The sequence below is a fragment of the Anabaena sphaerica FACHB-251 genome, from assembly GCF_014696825.1.
Lineage (GTDB): Bacteria > Cyanobacteriota > Cyanobacteriia > Cyanobacteriales > Nostocaceae > RDYJ01.
Window position 1 is genome coordinate 57,542 of the sequence record NZ_JACJQU010000014.1, and the last position, 12,974, is coordinate 70,515.

Here is a 12,974-nt window from a genome sequence, read left to right on the forward strand (position 1 = left end):
AATATTGTATAGCAAAAATGACAGAAGCTGTTAACCAACCAGCTTTGGTAATTCCCCAGCTAATAGTCGGGTTGGGGAATCCAGAGGCTAAGTATGACCAAACGCGCCATAATATTGGCTTTGCGGCTGTAGATACTCTTTCTCGTGCTTGGCAAATTTCCCTAGCGGAAAATCGCAAGTTTCAAGGACAGTTTGGTGAAGGTATGGCATCAGATGGCGGTAAAATTCGTCTCTTGAAGCCGCTAACTTATATGAATCGTTCAGGACAGTCCATCCAAGGGGTAACAAGTTGGTATAAATTGCCGCCTGAGTCAGTGCTGGTAATTTATGATGATATGGATTTGCCTTTGGGAAAAACTCGTCTGCGCTTGTCTGGTTCCGCTGGGGGACACAACGGCATGAAAAGCATCATCTCACATTTAAATAGCCAAAACTTCCCCCGGTTGCGAATCGGTATCGGTAAACCCAAAGGTGCAGCTAATGATGATAATGCTGACACTGTTTCTCATGTCTTGGGGCGGTTTTCTGCTACGGAAACCAAATTAATGTCTCTGGTGCTGGACTTTGTGGTTGAGTGTGTGGCACTCACCTTAAAACAGGGAGTAGAAAAGGCTATGAATCGTTGTAATAGCTCGACTGTTGAGTTAACTTAAGTTGGTTTTTCGACTGTCTTGGTTTTGGTTGATGGGCAGTTATTTTCGCTTGCTCCATCTAACCAAGTTAACAGGCTTCCGCACGAAGTTCCACAAATAAGATTACACCCCAATAAGGGGTGTGTCGCAGCTGGCTGATTTTTTCTAAGAAAATGGTAAAGCGATTTTACTTGTTGCAATTAATTTCTTCAAGCAACGCCAATACCATACCTAATAGGTTAATTTAAAAACGACGTTTCCGTCTAGCTGCAACTGCTTTACGTTTGCGCTTTTCCAGGGGGGTTTCAAAGTGACGATGATACTTTACGTCAGCCAAAATACCTGCTTTGGAAACTTGGCGTTTAAACCGACGTAGGGCTGAATCTATTCCTTCGTTTTCTCCTAGAACCACTTGGGTCATTCTAAGTCTGTCCTCAATTTCTCAATACACTCCATTGTAATATTAGCCTCAAACTTAGCAAAACCACCTACTCCAGAACGGGTTTGGTACAAGTTTGGGATTGGGAATTTTTAGATATTCAATTGAGCTTATTCGTGTTTAATCTAGTTTATTAGTAATTTTAATATAAACCTCGTCCAAGTTGAGAACTGGAGTTTGTCAAAAGGGAACAGGGAACAGGGAACAGGGAACAGGGAAGAGTATAGGATTTAGGAACAAAACCCGATTAAGAAAAAACTATGGGTTTCAAAGTAGACGTGGTTTAGATGTTCTCAATCCCATAGTTAAGTGATCCCAATCTGTAAACAGACTACTCGCAGAAATTTAAGCAATTAATAAATTTGAGTTAACCAGTTGCCGTAACTTTTCTTAACATAACCATAGTTAAGTGAGAATGACGACCAAAAACAGCGCAGATTAATACTGAGGTTTTATGGCAACAGGTAATCACGTCATTTTCATGCACCCAGATGGTACAAGTCCATCTCACTTTGCTTTTGCACGGTTTGTAGATCAAGGTCCCGATGGACGTTTGAATTGGGACAAACTCAGCCATGCTGGTGTCTATCTGGGACACATGGAAGACCAGCTAGGTGGAACATCTAACGGTGGTGCTGTTACCCATGCAACCGGTGCTAAGGTCTTTGCAGAATCCTTTGGTTATGAACAAGGTAATCTACCAATTACCTCCCTTTCAGGAACTAACAAAACCATTGTTGAAGAAGCCAGAGATGCAGGTAAAGTCACTGCTTTAGTTCAATCTGGAGCGATCTTTGAGCCTGGTACAGCCGCCTTTGTTGCTAAGACACAAGAGATTGTTAACCCTGATGGCAGTCGCATTGTACCCCGCTCCCAAGCCGCAGAAATTGCCAAACAGGTAATCATGTCAGGTGTTGATTTTATCCTGGGTGGTGGTGAACTCAACCTTTTACCAGTTGGAACTAATGGTTTCCACGGAACTGCGGCTCAACTAGATGCTATTAGTACCAGTTCTCTGCAACGCCCTACGGAAAACCTGATTGAACTAGCTCAAAGCTTAGGTTACACAGTTGTTTATACAGCAGAACAACTGACAGCTTTACTTGATTTACCCGTACCACCGACTAAAGTATTAGGTGTTTTTGCTCCTGTTCACACCTTTAACGATCGCCCTGAAGAAGTTTTAGCCGCACAGGGTTTGCCTTTATATCGGGAAACAGCGCCCACCATTGCCGAAATGTTGGATGTCACCCAGAAGTTGATGGAAATGCACCCCAACTTTAACAATGGTTCAATTACCATTGTGGAAGAAGAAGGTACAGACAACTTTGGTAACAACAACAACGCTCCTGGTACTTTAGAAGGCTTGCGTCGGACAGATGCGGCCATTGGCGTAGCGTTGGACTTCATCGAAAAGCATCCTAACACCTTGATGTTGACTGCTGCTGATAGTGATGCTGGTGGTTTACAAGTAGTAGATCCCCGCACTGGTGCAACTGTAGGGAATATTAACAACAACCCCACCACAGAATCCCGTAATGTGCCTTTAGATGGACAAACTGGGGCTAACACTGCACCTTTTGTAGCTGCGCCAGATGTTAATGGTGATGTCTTCCAATTTGGTATTGGTTGGGCAGGTACACCCGATTTTAGTGGTTCTATAGTTTCTAAAGCACATGGTTTAAATGCAGATAAATTACCTGCAACTCTAGACAATACCAAGATTTATGAGTTGATGTATGAGACTCTGTTCAATGTGGAACTAGAATCTCGTAACCCTGAACCCACACCAGCACCCCAAGCTACCAAACAAACTGGAAATGTAATTTTTATCCATCCAGATGGGGCGAGTCCTTCTCACTTCATGGCGCTTCGCAACGTAGACAAAGGTCCCGATGGCAGATTGAACTGGGATAATATGTCCAATGCGGGTGTTTACCTGGGACACATGGAAAACCAGTTAACTGGTACTTCCAACGCTGGGGCGGTAACTCATGCTAATGGTGTCAAGGTATTTAATGAATCCTTTGGTTTAAATGAGGATAACACCACTGTCACCCCGGCTTCTGGGAAAGTTGGCTATACAATTTTAGAAGAAGCGATCGCAGCAGGTAAAGCGACAGCATTATTACAGTCTGGACACTTAGCAGAACCTGGTACTGCTGCTTTTGCTGCGGACACCACCAACCGTTTAGGTGACAATATTCGGGCGCGGGATAAATACGCCGAGATTATTGAACAAACCATCCGTTCTGGGACAAATATCATCATGGGTGGTGGTGAGTTGTATATGTTGCCAATAGGCACTACAGGTTTCCACGTTACAGCTGAAATAGATGCTTCAGAAACTAGAGCAGAACGCCGTCCCAGTATCAACCTGATTGATCTAGCGAAATCTTTGGGTTATACGGTAGTTTACACCGAAGAGCAAATGAATCAGGTGGTAAATAGCCAAAACCCACCGACCAAGCTTTTGGGTGTATTTGCTGCTGATGCTACCTTTGACGATCGCAACGAAGAAGAACTAGGACTAAATAGTTCTAATCCCCTACCTCTCTATGTGGCTACCGCACCCACAGTAGCAGAGATGTTGGAGGCATCTTTAAAGATTGTCAGCAAAGACCCTGATGGCTTCTTTGTAGTAATTGAAGAAGAGGGTACTGATAATTTCGGTAATCCTAACAATGCTGTCGGTACTGTTGAAGCTTTACGTCGGGCTGATGCTGCTATCGGTGTAGCGATGGATTATGTGAATAATGAAGATCCTAATACTTTGGTGATCACTGCTGCTGATAGTGATGCTGGTGGGATGCAGGTTTTCCAATATGTGCCTTATGTGCGTCCATCTGGCAACTCTACCACTAATCCCCCTCTAGCAAATACCGAACCTAGTGCGCCATTTATTAATGTTAACCCCACTACAAGTAATAGCAACCGTGCAGTTTTAGATGGTGTTAATGGCAGTACAGGTACACCTGAAGCACCTTGGAGACCTTTTACATCTGAAGATAGTATAGATGGTCCAATGGGTAATTTTGGTGTTGCTTGGGTGGGTACTCCTGACTTCCCTGGTAGCATTGTTTCTAAAGCGTATGGGATGAATGCGGACAAATTACCTACTACTGTGGACAACACTGAGATATATGATCTCATGTATCAGACTTTGTTCGGTGTAACTCCAGAGGAAGCAGCAGCACAACAGGAAACCCAACTGGTATCAGGAACTACAGAGGGTGATGAATTAATAGCTGGAAATGATGATACTAACTTTGATGGTATCAATGATACTGTGTTTACTGGTGTTGGAAATGATGAGGTAGACGCACAAACAGCAACTTCTCCGATTGCAGGCCGTAACCGGATCAATACTGGTAGCGGTGATGATACCATCTATGTGAACAAGGGCGATCGCGCTTTTGGTAGCAGTGGTAATGATGAATTTGATGCTACCGATGTTACTGGCTATCGTCTCTCTGGTGGTGCAGGAAATGATATCTTCTACCTGGGTGCAAATGGTCGCGCTTTGGGTGGAGATGGTGACGATCAGTTCTACGTCCAAGAGGGTGGTGGTAACTTGCTTGTCGGTGGTGCAGGTGCGGATCAATTCTGGATCGCTAATGTTGAATTACCTGATACTGCTAATACTATTGTTGACTTCCAGCAAGGTATTGATGTCATTGGAGTTTTGGGTATTTCTTCAGATAGTTTGACTCTTAATGTTGTTAATGGTAATACGGAAGTTGGTTTGCTTGGTCAAACTGTTGCTGTTGTTAATGGTATGACTGGTTTGAATGTAAATACAGATTTTGCGTTTGTGTCCTAATTTTTGGCAAGAAACGAACCACAAAGGCACAGAGAACGCAGAGAAATAAGTGTTAGTAGCTATGAACCAGGAAAATTCTTTCCTGGTTTTTTTGTTTTGATATTCAACGCAGATAAACGCAGATTAATTTTATATATTAGATATCTGGTGGTAATTAAATGTGCGTGGTTTGAAACCCTTGTAGAGACGTTCCGGCGGAACGTCTCTACAATCATTCCGGCGGAACGTCTCTACAATCATTTTCACCAGAGGTCTATTGATCTCTTAATCTCTGTGTCGCGCCAGTTGCTACAAGTCGGGAAACCCGCCCACAGCACTGGCTTCTCTGTGCCTCCGTGGTTCGTTATTCCGAATCTATTTCAATCGTCAAAGCCAACTGATATAATTTATTCCGAGAAATTGATATTTCTTTTGCTAATTGTCTACTAGCTTGAGAACGAGAAATACCCTGTTTTATCATTGCTAATAGTTCGGCTTTGAGTTCTGATTCTGTAATTTGTGGTTTACTCGGTTCTATTCCTGCCACTAACAGGGTATATTCTCCTTGGGGTTCTTTTTGTTGATAATGGGCGATCGCATCGGCTATTGTTCCCCGCCAAAATTCCTCATATAATTTAGTTAGTTCTCGTGCTATAACTATTTGGCGATCGCTTCCTAAAATATCTGCCAAATCTTGCAATGTTTCCCTCAACCTATGGGGAGATTCATAAAATACTAATGTCCTGGTTTCTGTTAATAATGATTCTAAATATTCTCTTCTTTGTTGACTTTTTGCAGGTAAAAATCCATCAAAAATAAATCTATTTGTGGGTAAACCGGAGGCACTTAAAGCGGTAATGGCAGCAGTAGCACTGGGAATAGGTACAACATCAATTTCCACATCCACACAAGCTTTAATTAATTCATATCCCGGATCAGAAATTCCTGGCATTCCTGCATCACTAACTAATGCGATCGCTTTTCCATATTTTAAATATTCTAATATTTCAGGAATGCGACTATTACGGTTATGTTCATGATAACTCATCTGCGGAGTTTTAATTTGAAAATGTTGCAGCAATTTACCTGTGTGTCTGGTGTCTTCTGCCGCAATCATATCTACAGATTGTAATATTCTCACCGCCCGAAAAGTCATATCTTCGAGATTGCCAATCGGTGTACCGACAATATATAATGTCCCTGGTTTTGGTTCATTTGCCATAATTATTATTAATATTATAATTGCAATTGCATCTTGATTAATTTAACAAAATTTCTAATTTAGAAATTTGGTTGACCGATATCAATTAATTTTTGTTCTATTTTTTCAGTCAACCTCGTATTTAAACATTGAATAATCAAAAATGACACAGACAAAACACAAATCACATTATTTAAACTTCAACCTGAGCAAGTCAATTAATTATTAATAAACTTCTCAAACACTTCCCCAAAATCCTTACGCACATAAGTATCATGGGCATACTTTAACCAAGTAAAAGCATACCAGTTAATAGCCTTAAACTGTTCTTCAGAAGTAGAAACATTTGTGGCACGACCAACGGTACTAGAAGCTGTATTTAAGCTAGTTTGAGCATATTGGTAATAAACAGAATTTTCCTTTTGAATGGCAGAAATTTTCAGTAAAGCTTTGTACAAGTCTTTCAATTGTGCGATGTAGGCTTTGGCAACATCTATAGAATAGTATTGATCACCCATACTCAACTTGATTTCAATATCCATGTCTACTGTTCCAGCCGTTTCTAAAGCCACATCTTTAATGATATTATGGCTATAATTATAACGCTTGAGTAGGCGTTTTTTGCTCACCGCAGAAGTACCATCAAGATGAATTAAAGCCAGATTTGTAAAACAGTATTCATCGGTTTTTGATTTAATTAAAAAGTAAATTTTTTCCCCTTCTTCGTGCATTACATAGTCATCACTATCAACTTTGTTGTAATCTTCAGGTTTAATGACAGCACCAATATCACTCAAACCCAGTGCATCCATTGCCATGTTCTTAAACATATATTTCTATATCTCCCAAAAGAAAAGATTTTTACTATTATACTGTAAATTAAATATCATTGGGTAAAAATTCGGATAAAAAAATTTCTGTTAAGCTGTAAGGACAGTTTTCAGGGAATGAAGATAAACCTGTTTCTCTTTCTGCACTAATAATAGGCAGTTGATAAATTTTTTCTAAAGAATTTGATAAAAATGAATTAAGCCTAAGATTTTGTTTCAATAGTTTTTCTAAACGTATACGTTGTTCTTTGATGGTTAATTGCCAACTACGAGAACGTAAGTTAGACTGAAATTGCCATTTTAATAACTGTATAATTAATACTTCTAATCAGCTTTCTAACTCGCGTTTTTCAGAACGTCCCATGTCTTCAATTTCTTCCGCCATATTAGCCACATCAATTTGATTAAATTGTCCGGTTCTTAGTAGATATGCTTGTTCTTGTGTCCAAGCATAAAAATCATTGTCATGAGTAGTTTTCTTCATAGATAAAATATTGTATAATTTCCCAATTACCAATCACTAATCATCAATGACCAAATCTGCATTGTTTGTAGGTTTAATTACCTTAGACTTAATTTACCTTGCCCAATCACTGCCCCAGAATAATCAAAAATTAGTTGCTGATGATTATACTGTAGCAGCAGGAGGTCCAGCAACAAACGCATCTGTTACATTTAGTTACTTAGGCAATAAATCTCAGCTTTTAGGGGTGCTGGGTTCTCATCTGATGACACAGTTAATTACTACCGACTTAGCAAATTATCAAGTCCCAATTATTGATTTAGATGCTAATAAACAAACATCACCACCAGTATCTTCAATTATTGTCACCCAAAGTACCGGAGAAAGAGCAGTAATTTCTATCAACGCTGTGAAAAACCAAGCTAATATTACCTCTATACCCGCCGATATATTAGAGAATATTGATATTGTTTTAATTGACGGACATCAAATAGCAGTAAGTAAGATAATTGCCCAAAAAGCTAAAACTCAGAATATCCCTATTGTTATTGATGGAGGTAGCTGGAAACCAGGCTTTGAAGAAATTTTACCTTTTGTAGATTATGCAATTTGTTCGGCTAATTTTTATCCTCCAGACTGTAAAAATCAAGAAGATGTTTTTAAGTATCTACAAAGTTTTAATATTCCCCATATTGCCATTACTCAAGGACCAAAACCTATAGAATATTTAAGTTATGAAAAGAGAGGTTTTATCAATGTGCCAAAAATTCAACCTGTTGATACATTAGGAGCAGGAGATATTTTTCACGGTGCTTTCTGTCATTATATTTTACAAACTACTTTCACTGATGCTCTTGAATTGTCCAGTAATATTGCGGCTGAGGCTTGTAAATATTTTGGTACACGCCGTTGGATGGAAAGTTAAATTAGATTTTAAATAATAAATAAACAAAGTAAAAATAAGTTTCTCGCATCAAAAAAGGCAACTGACTATTTAAACTTTGATAGCGAGTAGTGGGTGTAGGAGATGGTTGTGCATCTAAACCTAAATTTCTAGCCATTAAAACCGCACGTTTTAAATGCAGTGGATCACTAACAATAAGCACCTTTTTTAATGCGTAAGCAGCAGCTAATTCTGAAGCATTTTGAAGATTTTGGTGAGTAGTTCGAGATGTCGTTTCCATAAAAATATCAGCAGCTTTCACACCTTTATTGACAGCATAACGTTTACCAACTACCGCTTCTGCTAGTTCATCACCAGAACCCACTCCCCCAGTAAAAATGAGAGTGCGAACATAACCATTTTTATAAAGATTAATAGCGTGGTTAATACGTTCTCGGAACACAGGAGATGGTTTTTCTCCCCAAACTGCTGCACCGAGAATAATTGCTGCATCTGCCTGAATATGAGTATGATTGTTACCATAAAAATATATACTACTAGCTATAGAGGCGATCGCTAAAAATAGTGCAGATACCAAGCTAAGTGCCATCAGAACAAGTCTTGGTTTTTTAATGCGGTACTTTAACATAGCTAAAAGGGGAAAGTTGACATTAATATTAAATACTTAACTGCCACTTGCTTTTCCCGATCCAAGAAGGTTTAAATTCCTCCTGATGTAGTACAATCTAGTTTTTAGACATAATTTTGATGAAAGATTTACAAGAAATACTAAAAATTACTCGTGAAGTAGGTTGGGGTGCAGCTAAGTTACTGCGTTCTTATTATCACGGAACTGCCCAAAACCCTAACCTAGACGTACAGTATAAGCAGAATGAGCCTGTTACTGTTGCCGATGTCGCTGTTAGTGAATATATCCTATCCCAGCTACAGGCAGCTTTCGGTAATGAAGAATTTGGTTATATCAGCGAAGAAACCTATAAATCTCAACAGGGTAAAAATTCTGCTGAGTTGGTTTGGATCATTGATCCGTTGGATGGTACAAGAGATTTTATTGATAAAACTGGGGAATATGCAATTCACATTGCTTTAGTCCAAGATACAAGACCGATTTTAGCAGTAGTGGCAATACCAGAAGCTGAAAAGATATATTATGCTACCAAAGGCGGTGGGACTTTTGTGGAAACCGTTGATGGTTCTCGTCCCTTGAAAATGGCTGCTGATAAACCTATGGAAGATTTAACCTTGGTTGTCAGTCGTTCTCATCGTAATGAAAGGTTAGAATATTTACTCAAAAATCTACCCTGTCAAAAACAAAAAGCGATTGGAAGTGTAGGTTGTAAAGTTACTGCTATTGTGGAACAACAGGCGGATATTTACATTTCCCTTTCTGGTAAGTCTGCCCCTAAAGATTGGGATATGGCTGCACCTGAACTAATTTTAACAGAAGCTGGTGGTAAATTTACGCACTTTGACGGTAAGCCACTAGAGTATAACACTGGTGATATCAATCAATGGGGTGGTTTGCTGGCTAGTAGTTCTCAAGATCATGAAATATTGTGTCAGAAAGCAGAGCAAACTCTAGCTGAGTTTGTGGCTAAATGAAGCCAGGATAAAAGCGTTAAGAGAGATGTGAAGTATCGAGTGTGTGATGTAGGTGAACACACCCTGCATTCTACACCCTAGTTTTATAAATTTCTTTTAAGGGAGACATTAGTTATGCTATGGTTAGAAATCACCATAAATGAGAGTGATAATTTCTTAGATCCTTTCTTTTAGTTTTCAGCCTGATTTTCTCAAAACTCGGAGGCTGTGGCGTTAAGCGCAGTAGCAGTGGCGATCGCTAAGAAACCACTAGTTTGCACATAATCATGTCATCTAGCCGCATCAGCAGATGCTTTGCGATTTGGCTTGAGCAAGTCTATAGTTTTTTAGTCACCAGGAGTTCATATTCAAAGGCTGTGCTATACTTGTGGATATAAGGATTATTTTCGGTTGAGTAAGTCGTTTTAATTTCATTTAAATGCGTCTCTCCGAATCTAACTTTCTACACTCTCTGGTTTGGGAGACCATCCATCTATGTCGATTTACGTTGGAAATTTATCCTATCAGGTGACAGACGAAGACCTGAAACAGGCTTTTGCTGAGTACGGTAAAGTTAAAAGTGTGCAGTTACCGACTGATAGGGAAACAGGCCGCCCACGTGGTTTTGCCTTTGTGGAAATGGAGACTGAAGAACAAGAAACAGCCGCCATTGAAGCCCTAGATGGTGCTGAGTGGATGGGGAGAGATTTAAAAGTGAACAAGGCTAAACCCCGTGAAGAAAGAAGTCCTCGCGGGAGTTGGGGTGGCGGTGGTCGTTCCGGTGGTGGTCGTGGAGATCGCCGTTATTAATCCTGTTCTGAAAAATTTTTAAATCTAGAGTCTCCAGCAGATAAAGCCAAAAGTTCGACTCTGCTGAGATATTTTTTTAACTCTAGTTTGTATGTATTAACCCAAAAAAGGAGGAATAGGAATGACACAAGTAGTTTTAGGGGAAAATGAAGGTATTGAATCAGCTTTGCGGAGATTTAAGCGTGAAGTTTCTAAAGCCGGAATTTTCCAAGATATGCGGAAGAATCGCCATTTTGAAACACCTTTAGAAAAAGAGAAGCGTAAAGCAATAGCTAGACACAAGCAACGTCGTCAACAACGTTCTCGCTTCAAGTAGTCTCACAGGTGACAGGTGACAGGACTAAAATCTTTTGGTTTCTAAGTTTTATCATTAGTAGATGTTCCAAGCGCCTTGTCCGTTGTTATGACTCCAGAGTAATGTTTACTGCAACTGTAAAAACCAGTTAGCATCCCTTCATTATTCCGCTTAATTTCTGTTCTTTGTGGTGACGTATTATAACAGCCACAAGTAATTAGTACAGATTAATAGAAAAACCTGTTTGTAGTAGTGCTGTATTTGTTTTCGGCACTACTACAAGTTGTATTTAGGGTTTGCTGAGAAAGTCTTTTCGTGAAGGCAGGGAACAGGGAACAGGGAACAGGGAACAGGGAACAGTTTGAACTATCTCACATTACCAAATTTTCTGATTTATCAGACCTAAAATGCACTGTTTTGGTACTCTACCCTTCAAAAACCCTGCACCTATTTTCCTGTATATCAGCCTCCATGCCTTGATTTATCTAGGTTTGGTATTTTTTCAGCAAGCCCTATTTAGGTTAGAAAATAAGCTAAATTTCCGCCACTGCGCGTTCAATCAAGCGTCGAGCTAAAGTTTGGGTTCCAGTATGTTCATAGTAATTAGTTGACATATCTAGAAACGCCGCTACATAGTCTAATTTGTCATCACTAAATTCTAGAAAACCGTGAAAGTGACCAAGGACTTTCTGTGCGGTTAAAGCATTACCACTAACTATACCATTCATCCAACCTTTAACAGAATCAAGGCTTTGACCAATAAAGTCTAGTTTACCACTAGTACCGCTACCAGGAATTACATTGCTCATCGCTCTGAAAGTGGAGTTTTGGTCTAACTCTTGGGGATTCATCTGACTGATCATAGATAAAGATTTTTGGATGAAATCTGGTCCAAGAGGGATGATACCATCAACACAAATTAATGCTGCCATGCGAATCATTGATTCACCACTATATTCGCCTAAAGCACCGACAAAATCGCCAATACTATCACCGGGAATACCGTTAATTTGGCAAAAAGCGACTAATTCAGCTACTATTTTTAAGGTTAAGTCAATAGTTTGAGCTTTGTCTGGTTTGGGAGTGATGGAGTTTAAAAAACCGAAGAGGGGGATTGATTCACCAACTTTATTAGCCAAAGCTGCTGCACCAAGAGCTTTATCAGTACCATCAACAGTTTGATAAAGCCATAAAGCTGTTTGATAACCTTGGGATTTGTCATTGAAAAGATAAATCGCCCGTTCACCAATTTGCTGAATTAAATCCTCATCATCTTCACCAGTCACGGTTTTAATAGTATTAACAAAGCCCACAGGATTTTGCCACTCACCGGGAGCAATAAAATCTAAAGCGTTCAACATGGAAACAGTTAAGCCACCGGTGGGTAGTTCATCAACTAACTCGAAAATTGATTTACTCACAAAAATCTCCTGATTGATCTTTTGTTATCTGAAATTTAGAGTACAGGTCATTTCAACTGGGCTAAATCATCAAGATCAAATTTCTCTATCCAATCTTCGCGATCGCTGGCGTTAAACAATGGATCTTTAGAAATCACCTTGACTTGATACTTACCAACCAAAACAGATGTTTGGGTTTTACCCTGTTCTACAGCGGGATAACCATCAATTTTCTTAGTGCTGTTGGCATATTTTGATGCTACTGTTGGCGTGCTGGTGGTGTCAGAAATAGCTAATTGGGCTACAACTTTACCGTCTTTTTTCAAATTCGCTTCCGCAAAGCCTTTTTTCTCCTGGGTATAAACTCGCTCATAGCCATCTTCCCCTTCAGGAAAGAATGCGTTTAATGTGCTGCCCTGAGTAGCATTTTTAGCGACCGCCTGACCGCTTTTTTGTTTCGTGCTTTCCTGTTGTACCTGATCAAAACGACTGGGTGCTTTTGTAGCACAAGCTGTAGTCAGCAATAAAACAGAAAGTAATAAACCGGCTAAAATCCTGCGACTACGAGATAAGATCACGTTTGTTCTCCTTCTATGCTTGAGGTTGAGGCAACTATC

12 protein-coding genes and 1 pseudogene are annotated in these 12,974 nt (G+C 39.8%); 6 read left to right on the forward strand and 7 right to left on the reverse strand.

Translation table 11 applies throughout. The features are described 5' to 3' along the window. The first annotated feature begins 17 nt into the window (after positions 1-17). The gene (gene pth, locus H6G06_RS19695) at positions 18-653 is read left to right on the forward strand and encodes an aminoacyl-tRNA hydrolase (protein ID WP_190563183.1); all 636 of its coding nucleotides are present in this window, start codon (positions 18-20) and stop codon (positions 651-653) included. A 223-nt stretch (positions 654-876) separates the two neighbouring features. Here the strand turns inward: pth and rpsU (H6G06_RS19700) are convergent, their stop codons facing one another. After that, positions 877-1,053, reverse strand: coding sequence for a 30S ribosomal protein S21 (rpsU, locus tag H6G06_RS19700; protein WP_013191026.1), 177 nt, complete (start codon positions 1,051-1,053; stop codon positions 877-879). 472 nt (positions 1,054-1,525) lie between these two features. On the opposite strand from rpsU (H6G06_RS19700), the gene H6G06_RS19705 reads away from it, so the two are divergent. Next, a complete protein-coding gene (locus H6G06_RS19705; RefSeq protein WP_190563185.1) occupies positions 1,526-4,894 on the forward strand; it encodes an alkaline phosphatase in 3,369 nt (1,122 codons plus the stop codon). 343 nt (positions 4,895-5,237) lie between these two features. Here the strand turns inward: H6G06_RS19705 and rsmI are convergent, their stop codons facing one another. The 3 genes and pseudogenes from rsmI to H6G06_RS19720 all read right to left on the reverse strand — a co-directional run bounded on the left by rsmI (position 5,238) and on the right by H6G06_RS19720 (position 7,388). Beyond that, positions 5,238-6,095, reverse strand: a complete 858-nt coding sequence (rsmI, locus tag H6G06_RS19710; protein WP_190563187.1) for a 16S rRNA (cytidine(1402)-2'-O)-methyltransferase — start codon at positions 6,093-6,095, stop codon at positions 5,238-5,240. A 197-nt stretch (positions 6,096-6,292) separates the two neighbouring features. Next, positions 6,293-6,904 carry a PH domain-containing protein gene (locus H6G06_RS19715; protein WP_190563189.1) on the reverse strand — a complete coding sequence of 204 codons (612 nt, stop codon included), beginning with the start codon at positions 6,902-6,904 and terminating at the stop codon, positions 6,293-6,295. 49 nt (positions 6,905-6,953) lie between these two features. After that, positions 6,954-7,388: pseudogene (locus H6G06_RS19720) on the reverse strand (DUF29 domain-containing protein). Between the two features lie 46 nt (positions 7,389-7,434). Between H6G06_RS19720 and H6G06_RS19725 the strand changes: the two are divergent. Next, complete coding sequence (locus H6G06_RS19725) at positions 7,435-8,292, forward strand: sugar kinase (protein WP_190563191.1); 858 nt, start codon at positions 7,435-7,437, stop codon at positions 8,290-8,292. A 1-nt stretch (position 8,293) separates the two neighbouring features. On the opposite strand, the gene H6G06_RS19730 is transcribed toward H6G06_RS19725, so the two are convergent. Next, complete coding sequence (locus tag H6G06_RS19730) at positions 8,294-8,899, reverse strand: YdcF family protein (RefSeq protein WP_190563193.1); 606 nt, start codon at positions 8,897-8,899, stop codon at positions 8,294-8,296. A 119-nt stretch (positions 8,900-9,018) separates the two neighbouring features. On the opposite strand from H6G06_RS19730, the gene H6G06_RS19735 reads away from it, so the two are divergent. The 3 genes from H6G06_RS19735 (at position 9,019) to rpsU (H6G06_RS19745) (ending at position 10,978) form a co-directional block, all read left to right on the forward strand. Continuing rightward, the gene (locus tag H6G06_RS19735) at positions 9,019-9,873 is read left to right on the forward strand and encodes a 3'(2'),5'-bisphosphate nucleotidase CysQ family protein (protein ID WP_190563194.1); all 855 of its coding nucleotides are present in this window, start codon (positions 9,019-9,021) and stop codon (positions 9,871-9,873) included. A 474-nt stretch (positions 9,874-10,347) separates the two neighbouring features. After that, complete coding sequence (locus tag H6G06_RS19740) at positions 10,348-10,662, forward strand: RNA recognition motif domain-containing protein (RefSeq protein ID WP_190563196.1); 315 nt, start codon at positions 10,348-10,350, stop codon at positions 10,660-10,662. Between the two features lie 121 nt (positions 10,663-10,783). Next, the gene (gene rpsU / locus H6G06_RS19745; protein ID WP_013192888.1) at positions 10,784-10,978 is read left to right on the forward strand and encodes a 30S ribosomal protein S21; all 195 of its coding nucleotides are present in this window, start codon (positions 10,784-10,786) and stop codon (positions 10,976-10,978) included. A gap of 512 nt (positions 10,979-11,490) precedes the next feature. Here rpsU (H6G06_RS19745) and H6G06_RS19750 read toward each other — a convergent pair. Together H6G06_RS19750 and H6G06_RS19755 are read right to left on the reverse strand one after the other, a co-directional pair. Further along, positions 11,491-12,378, reverse strand: a complete 888-nt coding sequence (locus H6G06_RS19750; RefSeq protein WP_190563198.1) for a hypothetical protein — start codon at positions 12,376-12,378, stop codon at positions 11,491-11,493. Positions 12,379-12,425: 47 nt separating this feature from the next. Continuing rightward, entirely contained in the window at positions 12,426-12,935 is a 510-nt protein-coding gene (locus tag H6G06_RS19755; RefSeq protein ID WP_190563200.1) for a hypothetical protein, read from the reverse strand. Positions 12,936-12,974 lie beyond the last annotated feature (39 nt).